17 protein-coding genes are annotated in these 16,495 nt (G+C 73.6%); 2 read left to right on the forward strand and 15 right to left on the reverse strand.

What is annotated here, in order from left to right; translation table 11 throughout:
* Positions 1–97: 97 nt before the first annotated feature.
* The 4 genes from ACFWRV_RS28990 to ACFWRV_RS29005 all read right to left on the reverse strand — a co-directional run bounded on the left by ACFWRV_RS28990 (position 98) and on the right by ACFWRV_RS29005 (position 2,588).
* Positions 98–1,183, reverse strand: coding sequence for a prephenate dehydrogenase (locus ACFWRV_RS28990; RefSeq protein ID WP_384338687.1), 1,086 nt, complete (start codon positions 1,181–1,183; stop codon positions 98–100).
* On the reverse strand, positions 1,180–1,542 hold the full coding sequence (gene aroH, locus ACFWRV_RS28995) for a chorismate mutase (RefSeq protein ID WP_384338688.1): 363 nt from the start codon (positions 1,540–1,542) through the stop codon (positions 1,180–1,182). The genes ACFWRV_RS28990 and aroH overlap by 4 nt, the downstream gene beginning before the upstream one ends.
* Positions 1,543–1,610: 68 nt before the next feature.
* Positions 1,611–2,213: a TetR/AcrR family transcriptional regulator gene (locus tag ACFWRV_RS29000; protein ID WP_384338689.1), complete on the reverse strand. Its 603-nt coding sequence runs from the start codon at positions 2,211–2,213 to the stop codon at positions 1,611–1,613.
* 12 nt (positions 2,214–2,225) lie between these two features.
* Positions 2,226–2,588, reverse strand: a complete 363-nt coding sequence (locus ACFWRV_RS29005; RefSeq protein ID WP_384338690.1) for a DUF1304 domain-containing protein — start codon at positions 2,586–2,588, stop codon at positions 2,226–2,228.
* A gap of 145 nt (positions 2,589–2,733) precedes the next feature.
* On the opposite strand from ACFWRV_RS29005, the gene ACFWRV_RS29010 reads away from it, so the two are divergent.
* Together ACFWRV_RS29010 and ACFWRV_RS29015 are read left to right on the forward strand one after the other, a co-directional pair.
* Positions 2,734–3,192, forward strand: a complete 459-nt coding sequence (locus ACFWRV_RS29010) for a Rieske (2Fe-2S) protein (RefSeq protein WP_384338691.1) — start codon at positions 2,734–2,736, stop codon at positions 3,190–3,192.
* A gap of 56 nt (positions 3,193–3,248) precedes the next feature.
* Complete coding sequence (locus tag ACFWRV_RS29015) at positions 3,249–3,959, forward strand: DNA polymerase beta superfamily protein (RefSeq protein ID WP_384338692.1); 711 nt, start codon at positions 3,249–3,251, stop codon at positions 3,957–3,959.
* A gap of 118 nt (positions 3,960–4,077) precedes the next feature.
* On the opposite strand, the gene ACFWRV_RS29020 is transcribed toward ACFWRV_RS29015, so the two are convergent.
* The 11 genes from ACFWRV_RS29020 to ACFWRV_RS29070 form a co-directional block, all read right to left on the reverse strand.
* Complete coding sequence (locus tag ACFWRV_RS29020) at positions 4,078–5,103, reverse strand: ADP-ribosylglycohydrolase family protein (protein WP_384338693.1); 1,026 nt, start codon at positions 5,101–5,103, stop codon at positions 4,078–4,080.
* On the reverse strand, positions 5,100–5,864 hold the full coding sequence (locus ACFWRV_RS29025; protein ID WP_384338694.1) for an NUDIX domain-containing protein: 765 nt from the start codon (positions 5,862–5,864) through the stop codon (positions 5,100–5,102). The genes ACFWRV_RS29020 and ACFWRV_RS29025 overlap by 4 nt, the downstream gene beginning before the upstream one ends.
* The gene (locus ACFWRV_RS29030; RefSeq protein ID WP_384338695.1) at positions 5,861–6,940 is read right to left on the reverse strand and encodes an AAA family ATPase; all 1,080 of its coding nucleotides are present in this window, start codon (positions 6,938–6,940) and stop codon (positions 5,861–5,863) included. The genes ACFWRV_RS29025 and ACFWRV_RS29030 overlap by 4 nt, the downstream gene beginning before the upstream one ends.
* Positions 6,937–7,593, reverse strand: a complete 657-nt coding sequence (gene pnuC, locus ACFWRV_RS29035) for a nicotinamide riboside transporter PnuC (RefSeq protein WP_384338696.1) — start codon at positions 7,591–7,593, stop codon at positions 6,937–6,939. Before pnuC ends, ACFWRV_RS29030 begins: the two co-directional genes overlap by 4 nt.
* 122 nt (positions 7,594–7,715) lie before the next feature.
* Positions 7,716–9,050: a pseudouridine synthase gene (locus ACFWRV_RS29040; protein WP_384338697.1), complete on the reverse strand. Its 1,335-nt coding sequence runs from the start codon at positions 9,048–9,050 to the stop codon at positions 7,716–7,718.
* The gene (gene scpB / locus ACFWRV_RS29045) at positions 9,050–9,706 is read right to left on the reverse strand and encodes an SMC-Scp complex subunit ScpB (RefSeq protein ID WP_384338698.1); all 657 of its coding nucleotides are present in this window, start codon (positions 9,704–9,706) and stop codon (positions 9,050–9,052) included. The genes ACFWRV_RS29040 and scpB overlap by 1 nt, the downstream gene beginning before the upstream one ends.
* On the reverse strand, positions 9,703–10,773 hold the full coding sequence (locus ACFWRV_RS29050) for a segregation and condensation protein A (RefSeq protein WP_384338699.1): 1,071 nt from the start codon (positions 10,771–10,773) through the stop codon (positions 9,703–9,705). The genes scpB and ACFWRV_RS29050 overlap by 4 nt, the downstream gene beginning before the upstream one ends.
* A 128-nt stretch (positions 10,774–10,901) precedes the next feature.
* Positions 10,902–11,468: a hypothetical protein gene (locus tag ACFWRV_RS29055; RefSeq protein WP_384338733.1), complete on the reverse strand. Its 567-nt coding sequence runs from the start codon at positions 11,466–11,468 to the stop codon at positions 10,902–10,904.
* Positions 11,465–12,583, reverse strand: a complete 1,119-nt coding sequence (locus ACFWRV_RS29060) for a ParA family protein (protein WP_003970030.1) — start codon at positions 12,581–12,583, stop codon at positions 11,465–11,467. Before ACFWRV_RS29060 ends, ACFWRV_RS29055 begins: the two co-directional genes overlap by 4 nt.
* Positions 12,584–12,951: 368 nt before the next feature.
* On the reverse strand, positions 12,952–14,067 hold the full coding sequence (ald, locus tag ACFWRV_RS29065) for an alanine dehydrogenase (RefSeq protein ID WP_384338734.1): 1,116 nt from the start codon (positions 14,065–14,067) through the stop codon (positions 12,952–12,954).
* Positions 14,068–14,211: 144 nt separating this feature from the next.
* On the reverse strand, positions 14,212–16,344 hold the full coding sequence (locus ACFWRV_RS29070) for a tetratricopeptide repeat protein (protein ID WP_384338700.1): 2,133 nt from the start codon (positions 16,342–16,344) through the stop codon (positions 14,212–14,214).
* Between the last annotated feature and the right edge of the window lie 151 nt (positions 16,345–16,495).

The following is a 16,495-nucleotide window of genomic DNA, read 5'->3' on the forward strand; positions in this document are numbered from 1 at the left end:
TGTTCCGCGGGGCCGGGCGGTCCCCCTCCCCCCGGCGGGGGGGGGCCCCCCGCCCCCCGGGGGGGGGGGGCGCCCCCCCCGCCCGGCGGCGTCGGGCTCAGCCGCGGATCGACCAGCCCCGTTCCTGGAGGGCCGCGCCGAGGGCCGGGGCGGCGCCGGGCTCGACCATGATCTGGACGAGGCCCGCCTGCTGGCCGGTGGCGTGCTCGATGCGGACGTCCTCGATGTTGACCCCGGCCCGGCCGGCGTCGGCGAAGATCGCGGCCAGCTCGCCCGGCTTGTCGCCGATGAGGACGGCCACGGTCTCGTAGGCGGTGGGGGCCGCGCCGTGCTTGCCGGGGACCCGCACGCGGCCCGCGTTGCCGCGGCGCAGGACGTCCTCGATGGCGTGGGTGCCCGCGCTCCGCTTGTCCGCGTCGGCGGAGCTGAGCCCGCGCAGCGCGGTCACGGTCTCCTCCAGGTCGGCGGCGACCCCGGCGAGGACGTCGGCGACCGGGCCGGGGTTGGCGGAGAGGATCTCCACCCACATCCGGGGGTCGGAGGCGGCGATCCGGGTGACGTCGCGGATGCCCTGGCCGCACAGCCGTACGGCGGTCTCGTCGGCCTCTTCCAGCCGGGCGGCGACCATCGAGGAGATCAGCTGCGGGGTGTGCGAGACGAGGGCGACGGCCCGGTCGTGGGCGTCGGCGTCCATGACGACGGGGACGGCCCGGCACAGGGCGACCAGCTCCAGCGCGAGGTTGAGCACCTCGGTGTCGGTGTCCCGGGTCGGGGTGAGGACCCAGGGGCGGCCCTCGAAGAGGTCGGCGGTCGCGGCGAGCGGACCGGAGCGCTCCTTGCCCGCCATCGGATGCGTACCGATGTACGGGGTGAGGTCGATGCCGAGCGCCTCCAGCTCGCGACGCGGCCCGCCCTTGACGCTGGCGACGTCCAGGTAGCCGCGGGCCACCCCGTCGCGCATGGCCCGGGCGAGGACGGCGGCGGTGTGCGCGGGCGGTACGGCGACGACGGCGAGGTCGACGGGACCGGCGGGCGGCTCGTCGGTCCCGGCGCCGAGCGCGGCGGCGGTGCGGGCCGACTCGGGGTCGTGGTCGACGAGATGCACGTGGATGCCGCGGCCGGCCAGCGCGAGGGCGGCGGAGGTGCCGACGAGCCCGGTTCCGATGACGAGGGCGGTTCTCACTGGGCGATGTCCTTGCGCAGGGCGGCGGTGGCGCCGAGGTAGACGTGGCTGATCTCGGCGCGCGAGAGGTAGGTCTCGACATGCACGAGGATACGGACGACCCGGGGCATCGCCCCGTCGATGGCCAGCTCCTGGGCGCAGATCAGAGGGACGTCGACGATCCCGAGGCCGCGCGCGGCGGCGGCCGGGAAGTCGCTGTGCAGGTCCGGGGTGGCGGTGAACCAGATGCTGATCAGGTCGTCGGCGACGAGCTCGTTGCGTTCCAGGACGGCGGTCAGCAGCTCACCGACCCGCTCGTCCATGTGCCCGGCCTCGTCGCTGTCCAGCTGGACGGCGCCCCGGACGGCTCGTACCGCCACGTCGTGCTCCTTGTTCGTTCACTTCCGCACTGCTCCCGATCACCCTAGAGGGGAGGCGCCGGGCCCGGTCACCGCGCTCTCTCCGTGAGACGGGCGGTGGCGTGGACCGCGAGGAGCATGCGCCAGATCCGGCCGGCGAGCTGGTCGGGGTCAGCGGTGACCCGCCCGTGCACCCAGTCGGCGAGGATCCCGGTGAAGATCCCGGCGACGGCGCTCGCGGTGAGGTCGTGTCCGGTGTCCGCCGGGCGGCGGGCGCGCAGCTCGTCGAGGCTGCGCCGGCGCAGCTCCCGGTGGAGCAGCTCACCGAGCGGCCCGCCGCCGCCCTCGCGCAGCAGGCTGCGGTAGACGGGGACCCGGGTGTGGACGGACGCGAGGAGGGCGGCGAGCGGGGCCGGGGGCGCGTCCGGGCCGGGCGGCGCGCCGTCCCAGGCGTGCAGGGCGTCGACCGCTTCGGTGACGACCTCGGCGCAGGCGTCCACCGCCAGGGCGTGCAGGTCGTCGTAGTGGAGGTAGAAGGTGGCACGCCCGACGCCGGCCCCGCGGACCACCTGCGCCACGCTGACCTGTTCGAGCGGCCGGTGCTCGCAGGCGGCGAGCAGGGCGGCCCGGAGCTTGGCCCGGGTGCGTGCGGTGCGCGGATCGGCGCTGCCGGCCGTGACTGCGGGTGTCATCGGCCCAGGATCTCAGCCCGCGAGCAGGACGGCTCCGAGGGCGAGTGCGGACGGCACCGCCTGGACGTAGAGGATCTTCCGGCTCACGGTGGCGGCCCCGTAGACCCCGGCGACGGTCAGGCAGCTCAGGAAGAAGACCTGCGCCTGGAAGGCGACGGGGTCGCCCGCGAGGAGGCCCCAGACCAGCCCGGCGGCCATGAACCCGTTGTAGAGGCCCTGGTTGGCGGCGAGGGTGGCGCTCTCGCGGGAGAAGGCGGGAGTCGTGCCGAAGGCCGCGCGGCCGCGGCCGGTGTCCCAGAGGAACATCTCCAGGACCAGGAAGTAGACGTGGATCAGCGCGACGAGCGCGACCAGGACCTGAGCTGCGATGTGCATGGTTGGCGGCCTCCCGGGAGCGATTTCCTGGACGACTGTACAGGAAATGCCTCACGGCCCGCCCGGTTGCTTCACCTGCGCGCTCCCCGGCACCACCATGGCCAGCACGGATCACCCCTCTCACGCCTCGACAACTGGAGAGCCCATGAACGCACGGCGAAGGACGGTTCTGACCGCGGGCGCGGCGGGCGCCGCCGCCCTGGTGACCGGCTGCGGATCGTCCGGCGACGAGAGCGGCGGAGAGGACGCGAGCGGTACGCCGACGGCGTCGGACCCGGCATCGCCCGGGACCTCCCCCGACGCCTCGCCCGGCGGCGGCGAGGAGCTCGCCGCGACCGGCGACATCCCGGTGGGCGGGGGCACGATCTTCAAGGAGCGGAAGGTGGTGGTGACCCAGCCGGAGGAGGGCGAGTTCAAGGCGTTCTCCGCCGTCTGCACCCATGCGAGCTGCCTCGTGTCGACGGTCAGCGACGGCACCATCAACTGCCCGTGCCACGGCAGCAAGTTCTCCATCACGGACGCGGCGGTCGAGGCCGGCCCGGCGACCCGCCCGCTGCCGGCCGAGCAGATCACCGTCTCGGGCGGGGCGATCCGGCTGGGCTGAGGGCGGGCCCGCATATGCGGGGCGCGGCGGTCCGCTTCCCCCGTACGCTCGCGGCCATGATCACTCCTGCCGAGGAAGCTCTCGTACGCGACCACACGGTCTACGCCTGTGTGATGGGCTCGCGCGCGTTCGGCCTGGCCACGGAGGACAGCGACACGGACCGGCGCGGGGTGTTCCTCGCGCCCACCCCGCTGTTCTGGCGCTTCGAGAAGCCGCCGACGCATGTCGAGGGCCCCGCGCCGGAGCAGTTCTCCTGGGAGCTGGAGCGCTTCTGCGAGCTGGCGCTGCGGGCCAACCCGAACGTGCTGGAGTGCCTGCACTCCCCGCTGGTGGAGTCCGTGGACGAGACCGGCCGCGAGCTGCTGGCGCTGCGCGGGGCGTTCCTGTCGCAGCTCGCGCACGGCACGTTCGTCCGGTACGCGCTGGGCCAGCGCAGAAAGCTGGAGGCGGACGTACGGGTGCACGGCGCGCCGCGCTGGAAGCACGCGATGCATCTGCTGCGGCTGCTGGCGAGCAGCCGGGACCTGCTGCGTACGGGCGAGCTGCGCATCGACGTCGGCGAGGCCCGCGAGGAGCTGCTGGCGGTGAAGCGGGGCGAGGTGCCCTGGCCGGAGGTGGAGGGCCGGATGAACCGCCTCGGCGAGGAGAACGACGAGGCGGCGACCCGCTCCCCGCTGCCGCCGGAGCCGGACCGGGCGGCCGTGGAGGACTTCCTCGTCCGGACCCGGCGGGCCTCGGCGGCGCGGGAGACGCCCCGGCCGCACTGACCGGTCAGCCCGGGAGTCCGGCCCGTACGGCGAGGTCGCCCGGGGCGAGCGCGGCCGGCTCCGTGTGGAGCGGGCTCGTGAGCACCACCAGCGGGTCGTCGGTGGTGGCTGTCCTGGCTCAAGCGTCCCAGAGCGCCGCGAGGGACAGCAGGTCGCTGCGGTACTCGATGCGCTCGGACCACTCCTTGGGCCAGGCCGCCGCGCCCAGGTGCGCCCCGGCCAGCGCTCCGGCCAGGCAGGCGATCGAGTCGGAGTCGCCCCGGGTGCAGGCGGCCCGGCGCAGGGCGGTGACGGGCTCCTCGGGGAAGAGCAGGAAGCAGTGCAGGGCGGTGGCGAGGGCTTCCTCGGCGATCCAGCCGTCGCCGGTGCGCTCGCACGGGTCGGTCTCCGGTGACGGGTCGCGCAGGGCGTCCTGGACGGTTCCCAGGGCCGCCAGGCACTCGTCCCAGCCGCGCTGGATGTACGCCCCCGGTGTGGCGTCGCCCGCGTACCGCCAGAGGTCACCGAGCCAGCGGGTGTGGTAGCGGCCCCGGTTCTCCACGGCGTAGCTGCGCAACTGCCCGATCAGGCCGAGGGGTTCGGCGCCCTGCGCGAGCAGGAACACCGCGCGGGCCAGCAGGTCGGAGGCGGCCAGGGCGGTGGGGTGGCCGTGGGTCAGGGCGGCCTGGAGCTGGGCGGCGCCGGCGCGCTGTTCCGCGCTGAGGCCGGGGACCAGGCCGACGGGGGCGACCCGCATGTTGGCGCCGCAGCCCTTGGAGTGCGTCTGGCTGGCCTCCTGCCAGACCCGGGTGTGTTCGAGGAGGCGGCAGGCGGTGAGGCAGGTGTTGCCGGGGGCGCGGTTGTTGTCCGGCGAGTGGTACCAGGCGACGAACTCGGCGCCGACCGGGCCCACCATCCGTTCGGGGGTGAGCAGTCCGCTGTCCATGGCGGTACGGATGCCCCGGCCCAGCGCGATCGTCATCTGGGTGTCGTCGGAGACGATCGCGGGCCGCAGGAGGGGCATGTGCCGCCAGGGGCCGAACTTGGCGAGGATGGCGGGCACGTCGTTGAACTCGGTCGGGAACCCGAGCGCGTCACCGAGCGCGAGCCCGGTCAGCACGCCGGTGGCGGCCTGCTTGGTGAGGGGCGGGGTGGCGAGGGTCATCGGTCTCGTCCTTCCGGTGCGGAGGGGGAAGCGTCGGCGCGCTGGGGGCGCAGGAGCGGCGGGTGCAGGGCGGTGGCGTCGCCCGCCCGGTAGAGGGCGGCCGGTTTGCCCCGGCCGCCGGTGCGGCGCGGCGGGCCGCCGACCGGCTGGACGAAGCCCGGCGCGCTCAGGACCTTCCGCCGGAAGTTGGGGCGGTCCAGCTCGACGCCCCAGACGGTCTCGTAGACCTGCTGGAGCTCGCCGAGGGTGAACTCCGCGGGGCAGAACGCGGTGGCCAGGCAGCTGTATTCGAGCTTGGCGCCGATCCGGTCGCGGGCGTCGGCGAGGATGCGGTCGTGGTCGAAGGCCAGCGATCCGACCGCGTCCGCGTCCCACCACCGGGCGTTCGCCGCGTCGCCGCCGCCGCGCGGTTCGGGCAGGTCCGGCAGGAGTGCGGCGTACGCGACGGAGACGACCCGCATCCTCGGGTCGCGGTCCGGGTCGGTGTAGGTGCGCAGCTGTTCGAGGTGGAGCGCGCCGACCGTGTCCTGGCCGAGGCCGGTCTCCTCGGCCAGTTCGCGGCGGGCGGCATCCCCGGCGGACTCGCGTGGCAAGAGGAAGCCGCCGGGCAGCGCCCACCGGCCCCGGTAGGGCTCCTGGCCGCGTTCGACGAGCAGCACGTGCAGCCGGGCCTCGCGGACGGTGAAGACCGCGAGGTCGACGGTGACCGCGAACGGGGCGTAGGCGTGCGGGTCGTAGCCCTCGGGGGCGGGGGTGCTCATCGTTTCTCCGGGAGGGGTGCGGCGAAGTCCCAGCCGGTGGCGAGGAGTCCGTCGACGGCGGCGACCGCGGCGGCGAGCCGCGCCTCGGGCGGTCCGGTCATCTCGATGAACCGCCGCCCGGTGCGGGTGAGTTCGGCGCGGAAGCGGTCGGTCATCCAGGGGCGCAGCTCCTCGCCGTCGCGCAGTCCGTCGTCCTCGAAGGCGACGCCCTCGTGGTCGGTGAGCAGCCACAGGTGGTGGCCGGTCCGGTCGGCGATCCGCTCGACGAGGGGGTTGCGGCCGCCGACGTACCGCTCGTGCCAGACGGTGGTGGCGAAGGAGTCGGTGTCGCAGAAGAGGACCGGTGATCCGGCGCGGGCGGCGGCCTCCTCGCGGTCGTTCTGGGCCTGGGCGACGACGGGGAAGTCGTCGGTGGTGAAGGTGACGTCCTCCCAGGCGGCCCCGGGCCACCGCCCGCGCAGGGATGCGAGCTTCTCCTCGCTGTACTCGCGCCCGTACTCGGCGACGTACCCCGTGCGCGCCCACACCCCGCCGCGTGCCCGGTAGTGGGCGGCGAGGGCCCGGGCGAGGGTGGTGGTGCCGGTGGACTCCGCGCCGAGGACGACGACCCTGCGGGCGAGGGCGGCCCGCACGGGCGGCTGGAGGAAGTCCCAGCAGCCGGCCGGGTCCTTGCGCACGGCGGTGCCGGAGACCGGGAAGAGGGTGCGGTCGGGGTCGACGAGCACGGAGTCCGCGCCGAAGCGACGGCCCAGCTCCTCCCCGTACGCCTCCGAGGTGAAGACCGCGTCGACCCGCTCGGGCACGGCCGCGGTGAAGACGGCCATGTGGGCGTCCCAGACGGCCGGGTCGGCCACGTCCATGTGCGTGTCGTCGACCGCGCCGACCACCGTGACGTCCGGATGCACCTCGCGCATCCAGGCGACCCGGTCCGCGAGCGGCACGGACTCCACGGAGGCGGCGCAGACCAGCACGGTCAGCCGTTCGCAGCGGTCCTGCGCGGTCCGCACGAGGTGGTGGTGGCCGGCGTGCGGCGGGTAGAACTTGCCGAGGACCAGGCCGTGTTCGTAAGCCTTCATGCCGTGGCCACCTCCACCGTACGGGCCTCGCGCGCGGTCAGGTCGCGGTGCCAGTTGCGCAGGCCGACCAGGCAGAGCGCGAGGAATCCGGCGTACAGCAGCGAGGTCAGGTAGAGCCCCTTGTGCGCGTACAGCGGGATGTAGACCACGTCGGCGGCGATCCACAGCCACCAGGACTCCAGGCGCTTGCGGCACTGCCCGTACGTCGCCATCAGCGACAGGGACGTCGTGGCCGCGTCCCAGAACGGGACGGTGGAGTCGGTGGCCCGGGACAGCAGCAGCGTGATCCCTGCGGTCCCCACCACCCCCGCCGCGAGCAGCCAGGCCCACTCGGTGCGGGTCGTCCTGCGCACCGGCAGGACCGAGAAGCCTGGTCCACCCCCGTGGGTCCAGGTCCACCAGCCGTACGCGGCGAGGGTGATGAAGACGATCTGGAGGCCGGCGTCGGCGTACAGACCGGCCTGGGTGAACAGCAGGATGAAGAAGAGGTTGTTGGCGATGCCGATCGGCCAGTTGGCGAGGTGCTGGCGGGCCACGAGCCAGACGCACAGCGCGCCGCTTCCGAAGCCGAGCACCTCGGTCCAGCTGACCGGGGTGTCCAGGATCGTCACGAGGGGCTGTTGCAGGGGATCGAGCAGGTCCGCGAGACTCACGCCCGCCTCCTTCTTTATGGTCACTCTGACTATAAAAGGTGGGCGGGGGTAGCGAAAGGCCCGCGGCCGGTTCTGTTCGAACTTTCCGAACAGAACCGGCCGCGGGCCCTGGGAGCGTGCTGCTAGAGACCGACCTCGCGCATCAGCATGCCGACCTCGGTATTGGTCAGGCGGCGCAGCCAGCCGGACTTCTGGTCGCCGAGCGGGATCGGCCCGAAGGACGTCCGCACGAGCCGCTCGACCGGGAAGCCGGCCTCGGCCAGCATCCGGCGCACGATGTGCTTGCGGCCCTCGTGGAGGGTCACCTCGACCAGGTAGTTCTTGCCGGTGTTCTCGACGACGCGGAAGTGGTCGGCGCGGGCGTAGCCGTCCTCCAGCTGGATGCCGTCCTTGAGCCGCTTGCCGAGGTCGCGCGGGAGCGGGCCCTGGATGGCGGCCAGGTAGGTCTTCTTCACGCCGTACTTGGGGTGCGTGAGGCGGTGGGCCAGCTCACCGTGGTTGGTGAGCATGATGATGCCCTCCGTCTCGGTGTCGAGCCGGCCGACGTGGAACAGCCGCGTCTCGCGGTTGGTCACGTAGTCGCCGAGGCACTGACGGCCGTCCGGGTCCTCCATCGAGGAGACGACTCCGGCGGGCTTGTTCAGAGCGAAGAAGAGGTAGGACTGCGCGGCGACGGTCAGACCGTCGACCTTGATCTCGTCCTGGTGCACGTCGACGCGCATGCCCTGCTCGACGACGATCTCGCCGTTGACCTCGACACGGGACTGCTCGATCAGCTCCTCGCACGCGCGGCGCGAGCCCATGCCGGCCCGGGCGAGGACCTTCTGCAGCCGCTCGCCCTCCTGCTCGGCGCCCGGGTGGGTCTTGGGGAGGCTGATCTCGGGCTTGTTCGCGTACCGGTCGCGGTTGCGCTGCTCGATCTTGGCGTCCAGCTCGCGCGGCCGGGACGGGGCCGCGCGACGGAAGCCGCCGCTGCGGCTGCCGCCCTGTGCGGGCTTCGGGCCGCCCTTGGCGCCGCCGCGGGCCGCCGAGCCGCGGCCCTTGCGGGGGCCGTCCTGCTCGGACCGGGCGCCGGGGGCGTCGTTGCCGACGTCGTAGCGGCGCTCCTCCGGGCGGGGACGGCGGGGGCGCTGCTCCTGCTCGTCGCGTCCGCCCTGGAAGCTCTTGCGCCCGTCCTGAGAGCCGGGACGGCCACCCTGGCCGCCGGGACGCCCGCCCGGGGCTCCGGGCCGCCCGCCCTGGCTGCCGCCGCGTCCGCCGCCGCCCTGGCCGCTGCCGCCGGAGCGTCCGCTCGGACCGCCGCCCTGGCCCTGGCGGAAGGACCCGCCGCCGCTGCGGCCGCCCTGGCCGCGTCCGCCGCCCTGACCTCCGGGGCGACCGCCCTGGCCGCCGCCCTGGCCACCGTTCCGGCCGCTGCCGCTGCCGCCGCTTCCGCTGTTCCTGCCACTGCTTCGCATCAAAATTCCGTCTTGTCGTCTGCGTGAGTATCCGGGGTGTCCGGTGCGTCCGGATCGAACGACGGCACACCCTCTAGCGTCTCAGCCTCGATCGCGTCCGCCTCCGGGAGGAAGGGCGCGAGCTCCGGGAGCTCGTCCAGGCCGCGCAGGCCCATTCGCTCCAGAAAGTAGTTCGTCGTCCTGTACAGGATCGCACCTGTTTCGGGTTCCGCGCCCGCCTCGGCCACCAGGCCCCTCTGGAGGAGGGTCCGCATGACCCCGTCGCAGTTCACTCCGCGTACCGCCGAGACCCTTGAGCGGCTCACCGGCTGCCGGTAGGCGACCACCGCCAGGGTCTCCAGCGCGGCCTGGGTGAGCCGGGCGTGCTGGCCGTCCAGGACGAAACCCTCCACGGCCGACGCGTACTCGGGGCGGGTATAGAAGCGCCAGCCGCCCGCGACGAGCCGCAGGTCGAAGCCCCGGCGCTGCACGGTGTACTCGTCGGCCAGCTCCCGCAGGGCGTCCGCCACGGCCCTGCGGGGCCGCTGGAGCACCTTGGCCAGGTGGTCGACGGTGGCGGGCTCGTCGACGACCATGAGGACCGCCTCCAGGGCGGGCTTCAGATCGAGCGAGGCGACCTCGCTCCCGTCGTTCTCCCGATCCGGCTGCTCGCTCATTCCCGTACGTCCTCCTCCTCGGGGGTCCCGTTCAGCTCCTGGTCGAACTCGTCCGTCACCACCGGCTCCGCGTCCTGGCCGCCGCACCAGGCCACCAGCAGGTCGCCCAGCGCCTCGTCCTGGTCGAGGGTGACGGCCTTCTCGCGGTACAGCTCCAGCAGGGCGAGGAACCGGGCGACCACGGTGAGGGTGTCCGGCGCGTCCTCGGTCAGCGTCGCGAAGCTCACCGCCGCCCCGGCCGCGCGCAGCCGCTCCACCACCAGGCCCGCCTGCTCCCGGACACTGGCCAGGGGGGCGTGGATGTGGTCCACGTAGACCTGGGGCTTCGGCTTCGGCTGCATCGCCTTCACGGCCAGCTTCGCGAACCCCTCGGGCCCGATGCTGATGACCACCTCGGGCAGCAGCGCGGCGTGGTGGTCCTCCAGGCCGACCGTACGGGGGTGGCGGCGGGCCTCCGACTCCAGGCGGCCCTGGAAGATCTCGGCGATCTGCTTGTACGCGCGGTACTGGAGCAGCCGCGCGAAGAGCAGGTCCCGCGCCTCCAGCAGCGCGAGGTCCGCCTCGTCCTCCACCTCGGCGGCGGGAAGCAGCCGGGCGGCCTTGAGGTCGAGCAGGGTGGCGGCGACGACGAGGAACTCGGTGGTCTGGTCGAGGTCCCAGTCGGGGCCCATGGCGCGGATGTACGCCATGAACTCGTCGGTGACCTTGGAGAGGGCCACCTCGGTCACGTCCAGCTTGTGCTTGGAGATCAGCTGGAGGAGGAGATCGAACGGGCCCTCGAAGTTCACCAGGCGGACGGTGAACCGCTTGTCGTCGCCCTCGGCCCGTTCCACGGGCTCCGGGTCGGCCGCTTCGGGCGCGGCTTCGGGCACCGACTCGGCCGCGGGCTCCCGTACGGCCTCCGGCCCGACCGCCGGTACGGGGACGGCTTCCGCCTCCGGGACGGGCTCCGGCTCCCGTGCGGGCTCCTGGAACGCCTCCCCCGCCTCCGCGGGCGGTGCCGCCAGGCCCGGGCCCCGCCCCAGGGCGCGGCGGCGCGGGGCGGTGGGGTCGTCGGGCGTGGGCATGGGGGTCCAGGGGTGGGGCGGCGGCGCGGACGGGGCCCCGCGGGTCGGCGGGACCAGGACCGGACGCCGCCCGGCAGGCGGGAAGGTGACGACAGGCCCTGCGAGGCAGGCTACCCGCGCCGTGCCGCTCAGCGGCCGCGCAGCCGCCGTACGAGGATGCTCGCGTCGCCCCGGGACTCCAGGTCGGCCAGGACCACCGCCACCGCCTCGCGGACGATCCGGCCGCGGTCCACGGCGAGGCCGTGTTCGCCGCGCAGGACGAGCCGGGCGTGTTCGAGGTCCATCAGCTCCTCGGCGGAGACGTAGACCGTGATCTTCTCGTCGTGGCGCTCCCGGCCGCTGGGGCGGCGGTTCGCGCCGCGTCCGCCGCCGCGCCTGCGCTGCTGCTGGACCGCCGGGGGCTGCTCGGCGGGGGCGGCGGAGGCGGCGGGACGCTCACCGGGGGCGGTCTTGGCGGACGCGGGACGTTCGCCCTCGCCGCCCCGGCCGCGCGCGTCGCCGCCGTCGGCGTCCGCCGCGGTGTGCTCCTCGCGTTCGGTGGACGGGGCCGGGCCGGAGGGGTCGCTCTCCCCGGCGGGCGCGGGCACCCGCGGCTCGCCGTTCGCCTTGCGCCGCCGCTCCGCGGGGGAGGACGGCTGGAGGCCCATCCCGCCTCCGGTGGTACGGAACAGTTCGTCGGCCCCCGGCAGACTCACTCGGCGTGACACCGGGCGAGCACCTCCCTGGCGAGCTGGCGATAGGCGGCTGCGCCGACCGAGTTGGAGGCGTAGGTGGTGATGGGCTCACCGGCGACCGTGGTCTCCGGGAAGCGGACCGTGCGCCCGATGACCGTGTGGTAGACGTGCTCGTCGAAGGCCTCGACGACGCGCGCGAGGACCTCGCGGCTGTGCACCGTGCGGGAGTCGTACATGGTGGCGAGGATGCCGTCGAGCTCCAGCTCCGGGTTGAGCCGCTCCTGGACCTTCTCGATGGTCTCGGTGAGCAGCGCCACCCCGCGCAGGGCGAAGAACTCGCACTCCAGCGGCACTATGACCTTGTGAGCGGCCGTCAGGGCGTTCACGGTGAGCAGGCCGAGGGAGGGCTGACAGTCGATCACGATGTAGTCGTAGTCGGCCATCAGCGGCTTCAGGGCGCGCTGGAGGGTGGACTCGCGGGCCACCTCGCTGACGAGCTGCACCTCGGCCGCGGAGAGGTCGATGTTGCTGGGCAGCAGGTCCATGTTCGGGACCGCCGTCTTGAGCAGGACGTCGTCGGCCGCCATGCCCCGCTCCATGAGCAGGTTGTAGACGGTGAGGTCCAGCTCCATCGGGTTGACCCCGAGGCCGACGGAGAGCGCGCCCTGCGGGTCGAAGTCGACGAGCAGGACCCGGCGTCCGTACTCCGCGAGCGCGGCGCCCAGGTTGATGGTCGACGTGGTCTTGCCGACGCCGCCCTTCTGGTTGCACATCGCGATGATCTTCGCGGGGCCGTGGTCGGTCAGGGGGCCCGGGATCGGGAAGTACGGCAGGGGCCGTCCGGTCGGGCCGATGCGCTCGCGGCGCTGGCGCGCGGCGTCGGGCGCGAGGGTGGCCGCGTACTCCGGATCGGGCTCGTACTCGGCGTCGGGGTCGTAGAAGTGCCCCTCGGGCACCTCGGCGAAGTCGGCGAAGCGGTCGGTGTCCCGGCTGCTCTCGTTGCCGGCCGTGGCGTTCACGTGTAGGCCGTCCATCATCTGGGGGGCTGTCGTCATGTGCTGTTGGGTGGCGAAGGTGCGGACCGCGACGGAGCCGACAGCTTCGAGCCCGATCGGGCTCAGACCCCGTGCAGGCATGCCTGGTTGACCACCCCCAGGAGTAATTGTCGACTCATTCACAAGTCGTCTTACCTCCTTGGATGTGACCAGGAAACTTATCGATAGGTCAGCGTGGCACCATGCCGACGATTGGCGACTCTATGGCGTGTCACCGGTCCGCAGCAACACAATCCGCCGGACCCGGCCCGATGTGTCGGCAATCGAACGCCTCGCTGTCAAGGGTGCACAGCGACCAAGCCGCACATTTCACCGCTGCACGAAACGGGTAAAGGGTTACGTTCGGCGCGAGTTGCGCAAGGGCCCCATGGGGCCCGATACACGTCCGGCCGGACCTTGCTCGGCAAGGTCCGGCCGGAGTCCCGATGTTGACGGAGGAGGTTGACCCGTCAGCCGAGGAGCGTGCTCAGCTCGACGTGCGGGAGACCGTGCGCCTCGGCCACCTCGCGGTAAACCACCTGGCCCTCATGGGTGTTGAGGCCCTTGGCGAGCGCGGCGTCGCGGCGCAGGGCGTCGGCCCAGCCGCGGTTGGCGAGCTCCACGATGTAGGGCATCGTCGCGTTGGTGAGCGCGTAGGTGGAGGTGTTCGGGACCGCGCCGGGCATGTTCGCGACGCAGTAGAAGACCGAGTTGTGGACCTGGAAGGTCGGCTCGGCGTGGGTCGTCGGACGCGAGTCCTCGAAGCAGCCACCCTGATCGATTGCAATGTCGACAAGTACACTTCCGGGCTTCATCTTGGCGACGAGCTCGTTGGTGACCAGCTTCGGGGCCTTGGCTCCGGGGATCAGCACGGCGCCCACGACGAGGTCGGCCTCGACGACGGCCTTCTCCAGTTCGAAGGCGTTGGAGACGACGGTCTGCACCTTGGTGCCGAAGATCCTGTCGGCCTCGCGGAGCTTGTTGATGTCGCGGTCGAGCAGCGTGACGTGGAAGCCGAGGCCCACGGCGATCTGGGTGGCGTTCCAGCCGGAGACGCCGCCGCCGATGACGACGGCCTTGCCGGCGTGGGTGCCGGGGACACCGCCGGGCAGCACGCCGCGGCCACCGACGGAGCGCATCAGGTGGTACGCGCCGACCTGCGGGGCGAGGCGGCCGGCGACCTCGGACATCGGGGCGAGCAGCGGGAGGGCGCGGTTCGCGGTCTCGACCGTCTCGTAGGCGATGGCGGTGGTGCCGGAGGCCAGCAGCGCGTCGGTGCACTCGCGGGAGGCGGCGAGGTGCAGGTAGGTGAAGAGCGTCTGGTCCTTGCGGAGGCGGTGGTACTCCTCGGCGACCGGCTCCTTGACCTTGAGCAGCAGGTCGGCCGCGGCCCAGACCTCGTCGGCGGTGGCCAGGATCTGCGCACCGGCGGCGACGTACTCCCCGTCCGGGATGGACGAGCCGACGCCGGCGTCGTGCTCGATGACGACCTGGTGGCCGTGGCGGACGAGCTCATGCACTCCGGCGGGGGTGATCGCCACCCGGAACTCGTTGTTCTTGACTTCGCGGGGGATGCCGACCTTCACGTCGATCACGGTCCTTGGCTCGGAGGGTTCATCCGGGCACAACGGTGCACACCCGGACATACACATCATAAATGGAGACGCCACGGAGGAACGCGGCAGAGCCAGTCTAATGAAGGACTTCGTGCTGTCTAGCCTTACAAAGCATTAACTTTCTGTCGAAGCACTACGGATTTCGTAGGCTGAGGCCTCCTCGCCCAGCAATCTATCGGCTGCGGCCCGGTGCAGCCTGGCCGCCGCGGGATCCCCGAGCCGGTCCAGCGTGTCCGCGAGCCGGAGCTCCAGCGCGGCCTGAAGCCGCACGTCACCGGCGCGCCGGGCCAGGTCGACCGCCTCCCGGCAGGTCTCCAACGAGTCGTGCGGCCGGCCCGCGTACTCCTGGACCCGGGCGCTCTCGCTGAGCGCCCGCGCCTGGGCCGGTACGTCGCCGAGCCTGCGGTGGCCCGCGGCGGCGGCGCGCCAGTTCCGCAGCGCCTCGCCGTAGCGTCCGGCGTACGTGTGGACCGCCGCGAGCCGCCCGTACAGCCGGGCCTCGTCCGCCCGCTCCCCCTGGGTCAGACGCTGGGCGAGCGCCCGGCCGTACCAGTCGGCGGCCCGGTGGTAGTCCCCCAGCTCCTCGTACGCGCCCCCGACGGATTCCATCGCGCGGCCGGTGGCGTACAGGTCCTTCGCGGCCTTTCCGGCGTCCAGCGCGGCCCGGTAGCGGTTCAGCGCCTCGCGGGTGCGGCCGGTGCGGGCGTCCAGGTCGGCGAGGTTCAGCAGGGCGGCCGCCTGTTCGCGGGGCAGCTGGCGGCGCAGCGCCACGTCCAGGACGAGGCCGTGCAGCGCGTACAGCTCGGGGGCCGCCATCTCCGTCCCCTGGTGCGCGGCCAGGGCCCGCACCAGGGCGGCCACCAGGCGCCGCGCCAGGGTGTCCAGCTCGCCGTCCGCCACGGCGAGCCGGGCCGAGGCGAGCAGCGCGGGCCGGCGGACCCGCAGCCACGCGCCCGCCTCCTCGGCGTTCGGGAAGCGCAGCGAGCGCGGCAGTCCGGCGAGCCTGCCGCGGGCGGCGGAGCCCTCCGGCTCGGTGGTCGCGCGGCAGGCCTGGAGCCTGCGGACGGTCCGCTCCAGCATCCGGGCGCGGGCGAGCTGGATCTCGGCCGGCCGGTCCCGGTCCTCCAGGAGGGCCCGCAGGAGCGGGGCGAGGCAGCCGGGCACCGCGTACTGGGGGTGGGCCGCGCCGTCCGTCCGCAGCAGCCCGAGCTTCACGAAGTCGTCGAGGGTGGAGCGGGCGGCGGAGACCGAGCAGCCGGCCAGCGCGGAGGCCGTGTGGGAGTCGGCGAGTCCGGCGGGGGCGAGGGCCAGCAGGCGCAGTATCCGGGCGGCGGTCTGCGGCAGGGAGTCGTGGACGAGCCGGAACGCGCGGGCCAGCGGGCGGGCGCCGGTGGGCTGCTGCTCGCCGGAGTCGGGCAGCTCGTGCAGTTGCCCCGCCACGTCGGCGACCGAGGCCATGGGGTGGGCGGCGAGCAGGCCGCCCACCAGGGCGAGCGCCGCGGGCTGTCCCCCGCACTCCTCGGCCAGCCGCTCCGCGGTGCGGGGGTCGACGGTGACGCGGACCTGCCCGATGGCGCGGGCGAGCTGCCGTACCGCCGCGCCCGCCTCCAGCCCGCCGAGCGTGCAGGGCCGCACGTCGGGGATGCCGGTCAGCGGCCCGGTCGCGGTGGCGAGGACCAGGCAGTCCGGGTTCTCCGGGAGCAGCGGGTCGACCTGTTCGGCGTCGGCCGCGTCGTCGAGGACGAGGACGAGGCGGCGTACCGCGAGGGCCTCGCGGACCAGCTCGGACAGCTCGTCCTGATCGGCGCCGGGCGGGACCGCCAGCCCGAGGAGGCCGAGGATCTCGCCGGCGGTGCGTTCGGTGGGGACCCGCTCGCCGCCGGGGTCGGTGAGGCCGACCCGGAGCACCCCGTCGGGGTAGTCGCCGGAGCCCGTACCGGCAACGGCCCACGGCAGGGCGCCCGTAGCGGTCGCGGCGGCCCCGGCGGCGTCGGTTCCGGTGAGCGCTCCGGCCAGCTCCTCGGCGAGCGCGCTGCGGCCGGAGCCGGGGCGGCCCGCGATGAGCAGGACCCGCGCGCGAGGCGCCTTGCGGCCGGCCAGGGTGTCCAGTCCCGCGCGCTCGATGTCCGCCCGCAGGTCCTTCAACTCCCTTTCGCGGCCGAAGAATCGGGGCGGGGCGGCGCCGGACGGCTCCTCGGTCCCCGGGGCCTTTGCCGGGCCGCTGGTGTCCACCGCCTGATCGGTCACGAGCCACGCTCCACTTCGCTGCACGCGGTGCCCGCCGGAACTCCGGTCGGGTGCGTTTCGAGCGTAGTTCAGCTGTGGGGACGATCACCGCGGAGCGAGGCGGAGGACGGGGGAACATCCCCCGATCGGATCAGCGTCTCTTCGTTTCTTC

Source organism: Streptomyces sp. NPDC058576, from assembly GCF_042718715.1.
Classification (GTDB): domain Bacteria; phylum Actinomycetota; class Actinomycetes; order Streptomycetales; family Streptomycetaceae; genus Streptomyces.